The 16095-nt window shown below is 75.1% G+C and carries 13 protein-coding genes; 3 read left to right on the plus strand and 10 right to left on the minus strand.

Annotation, left to right across the window (positions count from 1 at the left end):
* Nucleotides 1–27: 27 nt before the first annotated feature.
* Together ACGFZP_RS20175 and ACGFZP_RS20180 are read right to left on the minus strand one after the other, a co-directional pair.
* The gene (locus tag ACGFZP_RS20175; protein WP_392934589.1) at nt 28–1416 is read right to left on the minus strand and encodes a condensation domain-containing protein; all 1389 of its coding nucleotides are present in this window, start codon (nt 1414–1416) and stop codon (nt 28–30) included.
* Between the two features lie 187 nt (nt 1417–1603).
* Entirely contained in the window at nt 1604–2536 is a 933-nt protein-coding gene (locus ACGFZP_RS20180; protein ID WP_392934591.1) for an MBL fold metallo-hydrolase, read from the minus strand.
* Nucleotides 2537–2958: 422 nt separating this feature from the next.
* Between ACGFZP_RS20180 and ACGFZP_RS20185 the strand changes: the two genes are divergently transcribed.
* Nucleotides 2959–5751 carry a M4 family metallopeptidase gene (locus ACGFZP_RS20185; RefSeq protein WP_392934593.1) on the plus strand — a complete coding sequence of 931 codons (2793 nt, stop codon included), beginning with the start codon at nt 2959–2961 and terminating at the stop codon, nt 5749–5751.
* 88 nt (nt 5752–5839) lie between these two features.
* On the opposite strand, the gene ACGFZP_RS20190 is transcribed toward ACGFZP_RS20185, so the two are convergent.
* The 8 genes from ACGFZP_RS20190 to ACGFZP_RS20225 are packed head-to-tail and all read right to left on the minus strand — an operon-like array spanning nt 5840 to nt 14064.
* Nucleotides 5840–6658, minus strand: a complete 819-nt coding sequence (locus tag ACGFZP_RS20190) for a class I SAM-dependent methyltransferase (RefSeq protein ID WP_392934596.1) — start codon at nt 6656–6658, stop codon at nt 5840–5842.
* Nucleotides 6658–7377, minus strand: coding sequence for an ABC transporter ATP-binding protein (locus ACGFZP_RS20195; protein WP_392934599.1), 720 nt, complete (start codon nt 7375–7377; stop codon nt 6658–6660). The genes ACGFZP_RS20190 and ACGFZP_RS20195 overlap by 1 nt, the downstream gene beginning before the upstream one ends.
* 5 nt (nt 7378–7382) lie before the next feature.
* Nucleotides 7383–8126, minus strand: a complete 744-nt coding sequence (locus ACGFZP_RS20200; RefSeq protein ID WP_392934600.1) for an ABC transporter ATP-binding protein — start codon at nt 8124–8126, stop codon at nt 7383–7385.
* Complete coding sequence (locus tag ACGFZP_RS20205; protein WP_392934602.1) at nt 8123–9148, minus strand: branched-chain amino acid ABC transporter permease; 1026 nt, start codon at nt 9146–9148, stop codon at nt 8123–8125. Before ACGFZP_RS20205 ends, ACGFZP_RS20200 begins: the two co-directional genes overlap by 4 nt.
* The gene (locus ACGFZP_RS20210; RefSeq protein WP_392934605.1) at nt 9145–10014 is read right to left on the minus strand and encodes a hypothetical protein; all 870 of its coding nucleotides are present in this window, start codon (nt 10012–10014) and stop codon (nt 9145–9147) included. The genes ACGFZP_RS20205 and ACGFZP_RS20210 overlap by 4 nt, the downstream gene beginning before the upstream one ends.
* A gap of 29 nt (nt 10015–10043) precedes the next feature.
* Nucleotides 10044–11255, minus strand: a complete 1212-nt coding sequence (locus tag ACGFZP_RS20215; protein WP_392934607.1) for an ABC transporter substrate-binding protein — start codon at nt 11253–11255, stop codon at nt 10044–10046.
* 44 nt (nt 11256–11299) lie between these two features.
* On the minus strand, nt 11300–11713 hold the full coding sequence (locus tag ACGFZP_RS20220) for a roadblock/LC7 domain-containing protein (protein WP_392934609.1): 414 nt from the start codon (nt 11711–11713) through the stop codon (nt 11300–11302).
* Complete coding sequence (locus ACGFZP_RS20225) at nt 11710–14064, minus strand: nitrate- and nitrite sensing domain-containing protein (RefSeq protein WP_392934612.1); 2355 nt, start codon at nt 14062–14064, stop codon at nt 11710–11712. The genes ACGFZP_RS20220 and ACGFZP_RS20225 overlap by 4 nt, the downstream gene beginning before the upstream one ends.
* A gap of 448 nt (nt 14065–14512) precedes the next feature.
* On the opposite strand from ACGFZP_RS20225, the gene ACGFZP_RS20230 reads away from it, so the two are divergent.
* Nucleotides 14513–15088, plus strand: a complete 576-nt coding sequence (locus ACGFZP_RS20230; RefSeq protein ID WP_392934614.1) for a dihydrofolate reductase family protein — start codon at nt 14513–14515, stop codon at nt 15086–15088.
* Nucleotides 15085–16065 (plus strand): GNAT family N-acetyltransferase, encoded by a 981-nt coding sequence (locus tag ACGFZP_RS20235; protein ID WP_392934617.1) that lies wholly within the window; start codon nt 15085–15087, stop codon nt 16063–16065. The genes ACGFZP_RS20230 and ACGFZP_RS20235 overlap by 4 nt, the downstream gene beginning before the upstream one ends.
* Nucleotides 16066–16095: the final 30 nt, after the last annotated feature.

Below are 16095 nucleotides of genomic sequence, written 5' to 3' on the forward strand. Positions count from 1 at the left end.
CGCGGCACAGGCGTGGCTCAGGCCGTCTCAGGCGTGGCCGAGCGCCTGGGCCTCGGTCAGGACCAACTCCTCGACGCCGTACAGGAAGTGCTCGATGTCCGGGCGGGGGAGCACCGCCGGGTCGGCGGTCATCGAGAGCCGGAGCGCGACGGGCGTCTGAAGGGCGTCCAGGGCGTAGCTGAGCCCGGGGCGGGGCTCGAAGTCGACCGGCCAGGTCAGTGTGGTCCTGGCCCGGGTCTGCGCCAGCGGCTCCCCGGCGGGCGGGACCTCCGCGTCCATGTCCTCCGGGCGCAGCGGAGGGGCCAGCTCCCGGGTGTCGTTGACGATGCAGGAGCGGTCGGCGAGCGGGACCTGCTCGGTGGTGAGCCGCTCGATTTCCTCGTCCAACAGCTGCCTGTCGAAGTACGCGTGGCGGTAGGCGGCGATCGTGGAGGCGTGGGTGCGGCGGACCAGGGCGGCGAAGTCGTCGCCGGCGTCCGGCAGATGGAGGACGGCGTCGCCCGCGACCACGTTCACCGCGTGGGTGAGGCCGGGCAGGAAGCGGTTGTTGACGATGACCTGGAGCACGGCGTCCGGGTGGCCGGACAGCCGGGAGGTCATCGCCCCGACCGCGGCCAGCAGGACGGAGGCGGAGCTGGCCCGGTGGCCGGCCGCGACCAGGTCGACGGCGCGGAGCAGGGCCGGAGAGGTCAACTCGGCGTTGGGGAAGCGCCGCTCGGGATCGGCTCCGGTCGGGAGCGGGAAGAGCCGGGGCGGGCCGAGGCGCAGCTTGCGCAGGGCGTGCTGCCGGGCGTTGGAGTCGCGCCGGCGCCCGCGGTCGGAGGTCTGGAAGTCGGCCTCCTCAAGCGGCTGTTGGCTGGGCCGAAGCTCCCTGATCCGCTCCGGCGAGGTGCCCAGGACGAGGTCGGTGAGGTCCATCACGAGCCGGCTCATGCCGGTGCCGTCGACGGCGGTGTGGGAGAGCACCAGGGTCATGTGCCGTACCAGGCCGGCGGATTCCACCAGGCCGACGCGGATCGGCCACTCCTCGGCACAGTCGAAGGGCAGCGCCGCCAGCTCGTCGTGCAGGGCCCGGCCGGTCTCGTCCGCCTCCTGCGGACTGCCGTCGCACGGCCGGGAGTGCACGGGCAGCCGCCCGGCGGGGTCGACGGTCTGCCGCAGCACGCCGTCCTCGTCCCGGTGCAGCCGGGTGTGCAGGGAGTCGTGCAGGTGGAGCAGGTGTCCGAGGGCGTCCAGCACCGCGGGCAGCGGGACGCCCTGCTCCAGCGGGGTGGCCACCGTGATGTTGTAGCGCGGCGCGTCGGCCGGCGCGAGCCTGCTCACCGCGGTCCAGATGGCCCGCTGACCCCAGGTGGCCGGGCCGGTGCCGGACCGGCCGGACGAGAAGGTGATCTCCAGCTGCTGACTCGTGGTCACCGTATGGGTCTCCGATGTGCGGTTCCGGGCCGGGTGCCTGGCCCTGGCGGTTGGTCGGTACGCGGTGCCGGGTGGAACGAGTGTGGCGTACGGTCCCGCCCGCGTCGAGAGTCGGCGGCCCGGGGTCTCGGTATGTGGCCGGTCCAATGGGTCGGGGGGTGCGGGTCGGGGGCTGTGGGGGGCTGCCTCAGGCCCGGCAGGTTAGCGGCCGGCCGTGGAACCGGACCATCTCGGCGAACAGCGCGCCGACGTCGAGCGGGTCGCCGGGCGCGGCCCCGCGCAGCTCGGCGTAGGCGCGGTGCAGGTTGGGGACCAGCCGTTCGGCGTCGAGGAGCCGGCCGAACCCGCCGAGCCGGCAGTCGCGGGCGGCCTGGAGCGGGGTGAGTCCGGCGGCCAGCCCGTCCCGTGCCACCTCCTGGATCCACCGCAGATAGCGTTCCGTCTCGTCGAACACCTCGGGGCCGCCCACCGGGCCGTGGCCGGTGACCACCGTCCGGGCGCCGAGGGAGCGCAGCCGCCCGATCGCCGCGATCGACGCGGAGACGGAGCCCATCGCACAGAACGGCGTGACCCCCGACATCACGATGTCCCCGGTGAACAGCACGCGCTGCCCGGGCAGCCAGACCACCGTGTCGTCGGTGGTGTGCGCGGGGCCCGGGTGGATCAACTCGACGACGGTGTCGCCGACATGGAGCGTCAGGCCGTCGCGGTGGGTCAGGGTGGGGAGGGCGGGCTGCAGGTCGCCCCAGCACACCTCCGGCCACAGGGTGGTCAGGTGCAGCCCGGCCGCGGCCATTTCGCTCCGGGTGCGCTCGTGGCCGATCACCAGGGCCTCGGGGAAGACGAAGTTGCCGTACACGTGGTCGCCGTGGAAGTGGGTGTTGACCAGGTACTCCGGCACCGTCGGGGAGACCGTCCGGACGGCCTCCCGAAGGCGGCGGGCCCGGGCCTCGGTCGCCGCGGTGTCGATCAGGGCCGTCCGGCCTCCCGAGACGATGACGCCCGCGTTGTTGAGGCACCATCCGCCGTCCGGTTGGACGTAGGCGAAGACCCCGTCGGCCACCTCCTCCAGCCGGCCGTCGGTGCGGGGTTCGGTGGCTGCCTGTTCGGGTGTGGTCACGGGATTTCTCCTGAGAGGTCCGGATGGCTCGGGCGGGGCGGTTCGGGCGACGGGGGTTCGGGCGGGGTGGTTGGGGCCGGTCCCACCATCGCGGCCGGTCATCGAGTACCGCTCGAAGGCCGGGCCGGGGCATTCCGCTCGCCGCCATATGCAGGTAGTCGACATATCTCGACTGAAGGCATATGGTCGGCATGTGGCGGCCCGTCAACTGCAGGAGTTGGCAGGCCCCGTGTCCGCCGTGTCGGCCTGTGCCTTCGGCCGGGCCGTGCGGCCGTCCGGGCCACGCGGGCCGTCCGGGCCGTCCTGGCGGCCCCCGGCCGCCTCCGCAGGCCGGGTCGGGCCGTTCGTCGAACCTTTCCCGGCGAGTGGCCGACCCCCTGCGGGCCACCACCACCGATCCCGCACTCCATGGGAGGACCGAAGTGAACCACCGTTCCCGCACGCCCAGGGCGCTCGGCGTCGGCATAACCGCCGCCCTGAGCCTGGTCCTGGCGGCGTCGCCCGCCCTGGCCGGACCGACCGCCGACCCGGACCCCGTACCCGGCCTGGTGGCCGGCGAGGGCACCGCCACCCCGCAGCTGGTCACCGGCCTCGCCGAGGCGGCCCCCGGCAGTCCGGCCGACGCCGCCCGGGCGTATCTCGCGGCCCACTCGGACCGGTACCGGATCGACCCCGGGCAGCTGACCGAGATCGGCACCGAGCGCGCGGCCGACGGCCGGACCACCGTGAGGTTCGAGCAGCGTCACGGCGGCCTCCAGGTGTTCGGCGCGCAGTACCTGGTCCACCTCGTCGGCGAGGGGGCCGAGCAGCGGGTCGAGTCGGTCGGCGGCAAGTACTTCACCGGCCTCACCGCGCCGACCACCCCCGCCGTCCCGGCCCCGATCCTGCGCGAGCGGGCGCTCGACGCCCTCAAGGACCCGCGCGCCCGGGCCGGCGCCGCCGTCGAGGACCGCGGCCTGGTCGTGCTGCCCGGCGGTGCCGGCCGACTGGCCCAGCACTTCACCCTGACCGCTGCCGACCCGGACGGCGGCGACCGGCTGGTCCGCGAGGTCTACGTGGACGCCACCGTCGGCGTGGTCGCCCTCGCCCACGACGCCCGCGCCCCCTACCCGATGGGCGGCGCCGGCGGGGTCGGTGCCAAGGCCGGTGCCAAGGCCGGTGCCAAGGCCGGGGCGAAGGCCGCAGCCGGCTCCGCCGCTCGCGACGGTGCTGCTGCCGGAGCCGCCGCCGGTGTCGAGCCCGCCACCGGCACCGCCCCGGACGCCTTCGGCCGCTCGGTCAAGGTGAACGTCGGCCGCCTCCCGGACGGCAGTTACCAGCTCACCGACCTCACCCGGTCCGCCGCCATCAGCACCTACGACGCGGCCGGCCGGGACTCCGAGGACTTCAAGGGCACCATCCCCGCCGACAGCGCCCCGGCGCACTCCGCGGGCCCGGACTTCCCCGCGTCCACCGGTACCAGCGGCGCCACCAACGCCCACCTCAACGCCGGTACCGTGTACGACTTCTACCGCAACCGGCTCGGCCGGGAGGGCCTGGACGGCAAGGGCGGCCCGATCACCTCCGTGGTGAACGTGACCTTCGGCGGCCAGCAGATCCCGAACGCGTACTGGGACGGCTCGAAGATGGTCTACGGCGGCGGCGGGCCCACCTACCAGCCGTTCGCCGTGGCGCTCGACGTGGCCGGGCACGAGATGACCCACGGCGTCATCAGCAACTCCGCCGCCCTCGCCTACGTCGGCCAGTCCGGTGCGATGAACGAGGCGATCGCCGACTACTTCGGCAACGCCATCGAGGTGACCGCCCGCGGCCAGTCGATGAACGACCCGAAGGCCGCGCTGCTCGGCGAGGACCTCTGCCGCACCGGCACCCCCGAGGAGTGCGCGGGGCGCCGACTGGACGACCGCCGCAGCACCGTGACCGACTACGTCGGCGCGGGGCTCGACGTCGACAGCGGCGGGGTGCACCTCAACTCCACCATCTTCGGCGGGGCGTTGTGGGACATCCGGCGCACCCTGGACCCGCTCACCGCCGACCGGCTGATCTACCGCGCGCTCACCGGCTACCTCACCCCGCTGGACGACTTCGTCGACGGCCGCAACGCGGTGTTCGCCGCCGGCCGGGCGCTCAACCTGAACCGGGCCCAACTCCGCACGGTGGAGAAGGCGTTCGACGCCCACGGGATCCGGGCCGGCTGGCAGAGCCGGGTCGGCCTGGACAGCCGCCCGCTGCTGCGCGACATCTCCACCACGATGGCCTCCCCGGCCGCCGCCAACGGCCACTGGGTGATGATGTCCAACACCGAAACGCTCAGCAAGACCGCGCTGTTCACCGGCTCCACCAGCGGCTCCGGCACCCCCACCCGGCTCAGCCCGGAGGACGGCCGCTACCACGGCTGGGCCGCCACCGACGGCACGTCCGCCGCATGGGTGGCCGTCGGCCCGGACGCCCAGGGCGTGTTCGGGATGGAACTGCTGACCGGCCCGCTGTCCGGCGGCTCGATCCGCAGCCTGTACCGCTCCGCGAACCAGCAGCCCGGCGACCTCAGGGTGTCCGGCAACGAGCTGGTCTTCCGGACGACCGACTTCGCCACGGACCAGACCACGATCCACCTCTACCGCAACGGCACCCAGGCGGCGGAGATCCCGCTGCCCCAGGGCCACTCCGCGGCGGGCCTCGCCTTCAAGGACGGCATCATCGCCTGGTCCGAGCAGTGGGCGGTCGGGGACGACTACGCCTTCGCGCCGACCGTCTACTCGATCGCCGCGGGCAAGGTCGTCGCCCAGTACCCGGGCACCGACGGGGCCGGGGGCACCGACCCCCAGCTCGCGGGCGGGCGACTGCTGTGGAAGGAGACGCCCGCCGACCGGTCCAAGAAGAGCTCGATCCGCTCCGGCGCCCTGGACGGCTCCGGCGTGACCGAGGTGCTGTCCGCCGACTCGCCCGTCGCCGCCCGGGGCCTCTCCTTCACCGCGTCCGACCAGGCCGTCACCGTCGAGCAGCCGGGCAGCAAGCCCGGCAGCGGCTGGACCAACGCCGCGCTGCCCAAGCTCTGGCAGCTCCCGGTCACCGGCGGCACCCCCCAGCGGCTCTCCTGCAACCGGGGCAGCCAGGTCTTCGCCGCGGCCGACCAGGGCACCCGCGTCGTCTGGCTGGACGCCACCGCGGGCCGCACCGACCTGGTGGTCCGCGACCGCCCGGCCGGCTCCTGCTGATCCCGCCGACCCATGGTCACGGCCCGGCCGGCCACCGCACCCCGCGGTGGCCGGCCGCGGCCGTTCCGGTGCCCGGCGGGGAGCCGGCTCACCCCGGGCGGCGGGCCGAGGTCGAGACCAGGGTGTAGGAGAGCGCCTCGAAGCCGGGCCGGCGGACCAGTGCGCGGAACCGCTCCAGCTCCTCCGGCAGCAGGCCGGCGGCGAGCAGCGGCTCCTGGAGCTGGCGCGAGTTGATGTCGTGGAGGCGGGCGCCGCCGTCGTGGGTCCAGCTCTCGGCGTGGACGGCGGTGTGGACGTCGGTCAGACCGAGCCCGGTCATCGCCCCGTGGACCTGGCGCCCCCAGTCCAGGTCGGCGCCCCGGTCGCCCAGCACGGCGAGGACGGTGTCGACGACCCGGGTGAAGAGCTCGCGCTCGACCGGGTCGACCGGGGTGAGGACGGAGAGCGGGCTGCGGTCGAACTCCTCGACCAGCAGCACGCCGCCGGGCCGCAGTGCGCCCGCCAGGGTGGCGAGCACCGCGCGGCGTTCGGGCAGGTGGAGCAGGAGCAGACGGGCGTGGATCAGGTCGAAGGGCCCGCCGGGCGGCGGCTCGTGCCGGGCGTCGTGCCGCCGGACGATCACCTCCGCGGCCGAGCCGGTCGGCGCGGTGGACCCGGTGGATCCGGTCAGCCGGGTCGGGTCGAGGTCGGTGGCCGTCACGGAGCCGCCGGGGCCGGCCAGGGCGGCGAGCATCCGGGCGACCGACCCGGCACCCGCCCCGACCTCCCAGCAGCGGGCGCCCGCCGGGACCTTGAGCCGCTCCAGGTGGGAGGCGGTGATCGGGTCGAGGGCGGACTCCAGGACCTGGAGCTGGTCCACGGCCTCGTCGGCCCGGTTGTCGAAGGCGTAGTGCGCGTCGGTTGGCATCAGAGCGACTCCTGCGGTGCTTGGCGGGGCGGGGCGAGGGCGGCGAGCACAAGGGCCTGGTCCCGGCGGGCGGCGGCGCCGTCCAGGGCGGTGGTGATCCGCCCGGCGCCGAGCACGGTGATCCGGTCCGCGATGGGGAGCACCAGGGCCGGCCGCGGGGCGGCGAGCAGGACGGCCAGCCCGTCGGCGGCCAGCCGGCGTGCCAGGTCCAGGACATCGGCGGCGACGGCGGGGGCCAGGCCCTCGGTGGGTTCGTCCAGCAGCAGGACGCGGGGGCCGGTGAGCAGGGTGCGGGCGATGGCGAGCATCTGCTGCTCGCCGCCGGAGAGGCGGTCGGCGCGCTGGTTCAGCCGCTCGCCGAGTCGGGGGAGCAGGTCGAGGACCCGGTCGGGCGACCAGGAGGTCGGCCGCCGCCGGTAGGCCACCCTGAGGTGCTCGGCCACCGTCAGGGAGGCGAAGACCCGGCGCCCCTGGGGGACCAGGCCGATTCCGGCCCGGGCGCGGCGGTGGGCCGGGAGGCGGGTGACGTCGGCGCCGGCCAGCCCGATCCGGCCCGAGGCCACCGGGAGCAGACCGGCCAGCGCGTGCAGCAGGGTGGTCTTCCCCGCGCCGTTGGGCCCGAGGACGGCGTGTACCGAGCACCGGTCGGCCGTCAGATCGATGCCCTGCAGCACGGTGCCGCCGTGGTAGCCGGCCCGCAGGGAGTGAGTTTCGAGCATCCGCCTCACCCGGACCGGATGTCGAGGTAGGCCTCCCGGACGGCGGGGTCGGCGCTGATCTGCTCCGGGGTGCCGTCGGCGATCGAGCGGCCCTCGTGCAGCACGGTGACCCGGTCGGCCAGGGCGTTGACGAACGCCAGGTCGTGCTCGACCAGCAGCACGGCGACCTCGGCGGGGACCAGCCGCAGGGCCGTCACCAGCCGGTCGGTGTCCTCCTCGGTGAGGCCGGCGGCCGGTTCGTCCAGCAGCAGGACCCGGGGCCGGGCGGCGAGCGCGGCCGCGATCTCCACCAGCCGCTGCCGACCGTGCGAGAGCCGGCCGGCGGGGTGGTCGGCGGACTGTGCGAGGCCGACCCGGTCGAGCAGGTCGTGGCAGCGGCGCCCGAGCTCCCGGTACCGGCGGGGGCGCCAGAGCCCGCGCAGTTCGGTGTGCCGCCAGGCGGCCAGGGCGACGTTGTCCAGGGCGCTCAGGCTGCCGAGCACGGCCGGCTGCTGGAAGGTGCGGGCGATGCCGAGGCGGGAGCGCCGGGCCGGTCCGGCGCGGGTGATGTCCCGCCGGTCGAGCGTGATCCGGCCGGCCGACGGCGCGACCGTGCCGGCCAGCAGGCCGAGCACGGTGGACTTGCCGGCGCCGTTGGGCCCGATCACGGCGTGGCGGGTCCCGGGTTCGATCGCCAGGTCGAGCCGGTCGACGGCGACCAGGCCGCCGTAGCGGCGGGTCACCCCGCGGAGGGCGAGCAGGGCGCTCACGGGCCGGCCTCCGGGGTGGTGGCGCCGGGCGCGGGCCGGGCCGGCGGCGCCGGAGGCGAGCCGTGCGGCAGCCGGGGCAGGCGGATCCCGGCGAACCCGCGGGGCAGCAGGTACACGGCGGCGATGAACAGGGCGCCGAGCAGCAGCGGGCCGTGCCCCGGCCAGTGCGCGGCGAGCTGGTCCCGGGTGATCAGCACCAGGGCGGTGCCGGCGAGCGCGCCCAGCGGTGACGTCACACCGCCGAGGACGGCGGCGAGCAGGCACAGCGAGGAGGTGGTGAAGCCGACGTCGGCGGGGGAGACGTAGCGCTGCGCGGTCACCAGCAGGTGGCCGCCCACCCCCGCCAGGGCCGCGGCCCCGACATGGGCGCCGAGGAGCAGCAGGGTGACGGGGTGGCCGCAGGCCCGCATCCGCGCCTCGTGGTCGCGGCACCCGGCGAGCAGGAGCCCGAGCGGTGAGCGCAGCACCAGGACCGTCGCCGTGACCGCGCAGGCGGCGACGGCGACCACGTACCGGTAGACGGCCGGGTCCCCGGTCAGCGGCGCGGCGCCCCAGAACACGCGGACCGGCGCGATGCCGGCGAGGCCGTCGGTGCCGCCGGTGACCGAGCTCCAGCGGGCCGCGGCGGTGGCGGTCAGCTCGCCGAGCGCCAGCGTGATCATCAGGACCGTCACGCCCCGGGCCCGGGCCACGACCGGCCCGGTCAGCAGGGCGAACGACGCGGCGGCCAGGGCCGCGGCCGCGACCTGCAGCGGACCGGTGTCGACGCCCGCGCGGCCCAGCAGGGCGGTGGTGTAGGCGCCGACCGCGTACGGCGCGGCCTGGCCGAGCGTGGGCAGCCCGGCCCGGCCGGTGAGGACGGTGATGCCGACGGCGACCAGACCGAGCGCGGGTACCGGGGTGAGCAGGACGAGCGTCGACTCGTCGACCAGGGCCGGCAGGGCGAACAGCGCGAGCGCGGTCGACACCGGGGCCCAGAAGGCCGGGTGGGCGGTCGGCCACCGGCGCCCGGGCCCGGTCATCCGCGGGCTCCCCGGGCGCCGCGGCCGCGCAGGACGAGCGCTGCGGCCATCGCCGCGAACAGGAGGTAGGGGGCGGCGTCCGGTGCAAGGTCGACGCCGAGGGTCTGCACCTCGCCCACGGCCACCGCCGCCACCAGGGCCCCGAGGACCGAGCCCAGGCCGCCCAGCACCACCACGATCAGCGAGAGCAGCAGGACGGTGTCGGCCGTGCGCGGGCCCGGGCCGATGATGGGGGCGCCCAGGACGCCGGCGAGGCCTGCCAGGGCCCCGGCGCCCGCCAGCACCGCGGCGTGCACCAGTCGGGGGTCGGTGCCCAGCCCGGCGACCATCGCGGCGTCGTCCACCGTGGCGCGCAGCAGCGCGCCGGCCCTGGTGCGGCGCAGCAGCAACTGCCCGGCCGCCGCCAGCAGGGCCGCCACCAGGATGAAAGCCAGCCGGTAGACCGGGTAGCGGTGCCCCCCGAGGTCGGCGCTGCCGTCGAGGACCGCCGGCAGCACGACCGGGAGCTCGTCGGGCCCGGCGACGGTACTGAGCAGATCGCCGCCGACCAGCGCCACGCCGAAGGTGAGCAGCGCCTGGGCGAGGTGGCCGCGCCGGCGGATCGGCGCGGTGAGCGCGGCGAGCAGCCCGCCGCCGGCGCCGGCCGCCGCGGTGCCGACGGCCAGGGCGAGCAGCAGCCCGCCCCACGAGCCGTCCGACAGCGTGGCGGCCGTGTACGCGCCGACGGCGTAGAGGGTGCCGTGGGCGAGGTTGAGGACGTCGCCCGTCCCGAACGCCAGGGTCAGCCCGGCCGCCGCCACGTACAGCAGCAGGCCGTAGGCCACGCCGTCGACCGCGGGCACCAGATGTGCGTCGATCAGGCCCATCGGCCGCCCTCCCCGTCCCCGGCCCGTGGTCAGTTCCCGATGGTGGCGAGGTCCTGGACCATCTGGTTGGACAGGGCGCGGCCGTCGCTCTTGACCTCGCGCAGGTACCACTTCTGCACCGGCGAGTGGGTGTTGCTGCCGAACTGCCAGGTGCCGCGGGGGCTGTCGATCTGGCCGAGGCCGGCGATGGCGGTGTTCAGCGTGTCCGAGTCGAGCTTGGCGCCCGCCGCGCCGATCGCCTTGTCGAGCACGGAGGCGGCGTCGTAGGAGGCCATCGCGTAGGTGGTGGGCGGGGACTGGTACTTGGACTGCCAGGCCGAGACGAACGCCCGGTTGGCCGCGTTGTCGAGGTCCGGGGCGTAGTTGAGCACCGAGCGGATCCCCTTGGCGGCGTCCCCCTGGGCGGTCAGCACGCCGCCCTCGGTGAGGAACCCGGCGGCGTACAGCGGGGTGCCGGCCAGGTCGGACTGGGCGTACTGCTTGACGAAGTCGACCGCCGCGCTGCCGGCGTAGAAGCAGTACACCGCTTTGGCCTTGGAGTTCTTGATCTTGTTGAGGTAGGGGGTGAAGTCGGTGGTGCCGGGGAACGGCGTGAAGGTCGCCTTGCCGCCGGCGAGCTGCCCGCCGGCCTTGGTGAACGCGTCGGTGAACCCGCGCAGTTCGTCCCAGCCGCCCTGGTAGTCGGGCCCGATCGCGTAGACCGGGCCGTCGACGGTGTCGTGCACGTACTGGGCGATCGCCGCCCCCGGCTCGTCGGACATGAAGCTGGTGCTCCACTGCCGGCTGACCTCCTTGACGGCGGGGCGGCCGTTGGAGCTCACCAGGGGGATCCCGGCTTCGGTGAGCAGCGGGGAGATCGCGGCGACCGAGCCCGCGCCGACCACACCGGTGACGGCGAGGACCTTGTCCTGCTTGACCAGCTTGGTGGCGGCGGGGAGCGCGGTCGGCGCGCCGTCGCCCTCGTCGGCGACCACCAGGTCGACCGGGTGGCCGCCGAGCCTGCCGCCGTGGGTGTCCAGGTAGAGCTGGAAGCCGTCCCGAAGGTCGGTGCCGACGGACTTGTACGTCCCGGAGAGCGATGCCAGCAGCCCGATCTTCACCGTGCCCGCACCGCCGTCGGCCGCGTCGCCGCTGCGGCCGCCGTGGCCGCTGGTGCAGCCGGTGGCGAGGAGCAGGGCGGCGAGGAGGGCGCACCCGCGGGCGGTGCCCCCGGTCGGGCGGCGTCCGAGGATCGGTGACATGTGTGCTCCCGGAGTTGGGGTGGCGGACCGGTGTCGAGGGTCGGTCAGGAGGGCGTGTCGAGCAGCTTGGGGCGGGCCGTGGGGGTGAGCTGAGGGCCGACCTGGTTGATCAGCTCGGCCATCTCGAAGGAGACCTGGCCGATGTCGCAGGCCTTCGAGGCCAGCACCAGCAGCGAGGCGCCGCTGCTGACCGCCATCGAGAACAGGAAGCCGCCCTGCAGCTCGGTGAGGTTGCTGATCACCGGCTCGGCCTTCAGCAGCCGTCCGGCGCCGGCCAGCAGGCTGACCAGACCGGAGGCGATCGCGGCGAGCTGGTCGGCGTGCTCGGTGTCGACCTCCCTGGTGGCCGCGATCAGCAGTCCGTCGGCGGACACCGCCACCGCGTGGGTGATCTCCGGGACCCGGGCCGCGAAGTCGTTCAGCAGCCAGTCGAGATCGTGGGTCGAGGGGGAGGTCATGCGTCTTCCTTCTGGTTCGGGGTGGAGAGGAGAGGCTTGGGGGCGCCGCGTCCGGCGCGGCTGGCGCCGATGCCCCGGGCGTAGGCGGCCATCGAGGCCGAGACCTGCCCGGGGTCGCGGTGTGCCAGCCCGTGCGAGGGGTGGGCGGGGGGCTCGGGGGCGTCGGAGGTGCCCGGCGTACCGGGGGCCGCCGGGTGGGCGGGGGCGGGCTCGGTGGCCGGCGCCGCCGGGCGCCTGCGCCTGGGCAGGCCGCTTCCGGTGGTGCCGGCGTCCGCCGGGTCCGTCGGGGGTGCCGGTACCGGCGCTGGTGCGGGCGCGGTGGCGGGCAGTGGCTCGGCCGCGTCCGTCGTGGTTGCCGTTGCCGAGGTTGCAGCCGGGGGCAGGGCCGGGGCTGCGGGCAGGGCCGGGGTCGGAGCCGGAGTCAGGGCCGGGGCCGGGGTCGGGTCGGCGGCCTTGGCCAGGCCGAACACCGAGTCCGGAAGGGTGACCTCGGCGATGGTGCCACCGCCCGGGCGCGGGCGCAGTTCGACCCGGATGTCGTACCAGGAGGCCAGGTGCCCGACCACGGTCAGCCCCATCGCGCGGACGGCGGCGATCTCGACCGGCGGGGGTGCGGCGAGCTTCTCGTTGGCGGGTGCCCAGCGGTCCTCGGCCAGGCCGATGCCCTCGTCGCAGACCTGGATCACCAGCCGGTCGGTCAGCAGCCTGGCCTCGGCGGTCACCCTGGTCTCGGGCTTGGAGAAGGCGGTGGCGTTGTCGAGCAGTTCGGCGACGAGGTGGACCAGGTGGTCCACCGCCCGGCCCTCGATCAGGACGCCCTGGTCGGTCGTGCCCACGTCGACCCGGGTGTAGCGCTCGATCTGGGCGGCCGCCGCCCGCAGGACGTCCTCGATCGGGGCGCTCCCCGACCGCACCCGGGCCGTCGCCTCGCCACCGAGGACGAGCAGGCTGTGGTTGTTGCGGCGCATCCGGTTGGCCAGGTGGTCGAGCTCGAAGAGCCGGGCCAGCCGTTCGGGGTCGGGCTCGTCGCGCTCGGCCGCGTCGAGCGCCCGGACGAGTGCGCCGGTCAGCCGCTCGGCCCGGCGGGCCAGGCCGACGAAGACGGTGCCCATCCGGTCGCGCATGGCCGCCTGCTCGGCGGCGATCCGCACGGCCTCCCGGCTGACGGTGTTGAAGGCGGCGCCGACCGCGGCGATCTCGTCCCGGCCGCGGACCTCGACGGCGTCGCCCGCCGCGGCGGCGAACTCCTCCGGTGTCGCCCCGCCGAGTGCGCCGCCCGCCGACAGCGCGGCGACGGCCGCGGGCAGGCGCTCATGGGCGACCGCGTGCGCGGCGTTGCGCAGCCGGCGCAGCTCCCGGATCATCGGCCGGCCCAGCCGGAGGGTGAGCACGATCACCGCGATCACCGCCAGCAGCACCGCCAGGCCCTCACTCAGGGCCAGCCTGCGCTGCGTGTTGCGGAAGTCGGTGACGCTGGCGAGCGTCGAGGCGTTGACCTTCTGCTCGACGCGCTGGAGCCGGTCGGTCCGCTCGTCCGTCACCGTCGTCCAGCTCGCGTCCACCGGGAGCGGCTGGCCCGTCGCGGTACGGGCGACGGCGTCCTCCAGCCGGCCCGCGGCGATGATGCCGGGACCGGTCAGCGAGCGGTCCAGCCAGGTCTGCCACTCCGGGGTGGCCGCCCGCTGGAACTCCAGGACGGCCTCGGTGTATCCGGTGCGGGTGGCGGTGATGGCCTGCTGGGCGGCCGGGGTGAGGACGCCGGAGGCCCGCGAGGTCAGGACCGCGACCTCCTGCTGGCTCACCGACTCCTGGGCGCGGGCCAGGGCGACTCCGCTGTTGATCCGGTCCGCGAGGTCGGCCCCGGCGCGCCCGGCCTCGGCGACGTCGCCCCGGTAGGCCAGCAGGTCGGCGATGAGGATCCGGTAGCGGAAGGTGGTCGCGGACAGGGCGGTGGTCGGGCCCGACTCGACCTGCTTGCGGAGCGCGGGCAGCGCCGCCAGGTCCTCGTCCACCTGGCGGAGGCGTCCCACGGTGTTGCCCCGGCCCGCGTGCATGCGGCCCCGCAGCTCGCGGTACTCCGCGATGCTCGCGTCGGTCGCCTGGAGCTGCCGGAGGTAGGCGTTGGTCCGGTCGGGATTGGCCTCGCCGGTCAACAGCGCAGCGGCGCAGGTGCGTTCCCGCTGCAGCTGCCGGGTCAGGTCGCCGACCTGGGCGCTGATGGCCACCATCGAGCGCAGCTGTGCGGCGCCGAACACCTGTCCGGCGGTGATGCGCAGCGCAAGCGCCGCGAAGGCGACCACCGCGAGCAGCGGCACCGTGGCGAGGATGGCGAGTTTGCGGGTGATCCTCACCGGGCCGGTCCTCCGGCCGTCGGCAGAGGGTTGGTCGGGCCTTGCTGGTGAGCAGTCATGGCGCGCCTTGCGTGGTGATCGGAGGGGCGGGCAGGGGGAACGAGGGTGCGTCAGCCGCTGGGTGGGTCCTCCATTGGGCGCGTACCTGACATGATGCTGCGCCGATCATAGTGGCGACGGTCGATCACGTCTTCGAAACCTGCGGAAGCCTAGCCAACTGATGGGGCGTTAGAAAGTTCCCTGGGTAACCCCCTTGTCCGGGCCCGTCGCGACCGCCCGTCCCGGCCCTCGCCCGCACCCCGGCCCCGTGCCCCCGCAGGGCACCGTCACCCATGCCCGGCGGGCCGGTGACCGGCCACATTACGTCGGGGTGACCGATGCCGGTCGGGGGTCGTCCGGCCTACCGTCAATGACGTCACCCCGCCCTGTCCGATCGAAAGCAGGTCGCATGCGCCAGCTCACCTACTGCGTCGCCGCCAGCCTCGACGGCTTCACCGCAGGCCCGGACGGGCAGTCCGACCTCTTCCCCTTCGAGGGCGACCTCGCCGCCGTGCTGCTGGCCGAGTACCCCGAGACCATCCCGGCCCAGCACCGCGGGCCGTTGGGCGTCGAGGGGGCCGCCAACCGGCGGTTCGACACCGTCCTGCTGGGCCGCGGCACCTACCGGGCCTGCCTCGCGGCGGGCGTCACCAGCCCCTACCCGCACCTCAGGCAGTACGTCTTCTCCCACACCCCCACCCGGCTCGACCCCGCCGTGGAGACCGTCTCCGGAGACCCGCAGGCGTTCGTCCGCGACCTCAAGCGGCAGGACGGGGCGGGCATCTGGCTCCGCGGCGGGGCCGACCTGGCAGGGCAGCTGCTCGGGGAGATCGACGAACTCGTCATCAAGCGCTACCCGGTCGTCCTCGGCTCCGGCCTCCCGCTGTTCCGCGCGGCCTTCCTCCCGGCGGCGTTCACGCTGACCGACTCCCGCGTCTTCAACACCGGCGCGACCCTCACCACCTACGCAACGCACCAGAGATGAGCACACAGATGCTGTTCCGTTCCATCACCGAGACCGACCTCGACCGCGTCACCGCCGTGACGGTCGACGAACCCGTCAGCTGGATCCCCGCCGACCGCTACCTCGAAGAACTCGCCGAGGGCATGTACCGGCCGGAGTGGACCTGGATCGCCGAGGACGGCGACCGGATCGTGGCCCGCGCCCTGTGGTGGGGCCAGGCGTCCAGCGAGCACCCGATCGCACTGGACTGCCTGCACGTCGACCCCTCGGTCGCCGACCGGGCGGCGGTCGCCGCCGGGCTGATCACCGCGAGCCTGCGGGCCTTCGCCGAGCAGGGCGCCACCAAGCCCCCGCTGTACAACGTGACGCTGCCGAACGGCTGGCGCGAGGACCCGGCCGTCGTCGCCGCCCTGGCCTGGCGGCACGAGGCCGCGCAGGCCGCCGGACTCACCGACGAGGTGGAGCGGCTGCGCCTGGAGTGGACCCCCGACGCCGGGCTCCCGGCCTCCAGCGGGCGCCTCACCTTCACCGAGGGCTCGGACGAGGAGTTCCTGGAGGTCTTCCGGCGGATCGCGGTGGGCAGCCTGGACGGCGAGACCCGCCGCAACGTGGCGTCCATGGGCGCCGAGGCCGCCGCCCAGGAGGAGGTGGACTTCTACCTCGGCTGCCCGGGCGAGCGCGCGTGGTGGCGGCTGGCCCGCACGGCCGACGGGCAGGTCGCCGGACTGGCCCTGCCGTCGGCGACGCCGTACAACCGCAACGTCGGCTACCTGGGCGTCGTCCCCGAGCTGCGCGGACAGGGGTACGTCGACGACGTGCTCGCCGAGATCACCCGGGTGCAGGCGGAGGCGGGCGCCGAGCTGATCACCGCCACCACGGACACCGACAACGCCCCGATGGCCGCCGCCTTCGCCCGGGCCGGCTACCGCACCGCCCAGACCCGGATGATCTACTCGGTGCCGGAGGCCTCCGCGGCCCCGCAGACCCCGGCCTCATGAGGCCGCAGGCCTCCGCGGCCCCGTCGGCTC

The organism is Kitasatospora sp. NPDC048239, assembly GCF_043202015.1.
Classification (GTDB): Bacteria; Actinomycetota; Actinomycetes; order Streptomycetales; family Streptomycetaceae; genus Kitasatospora.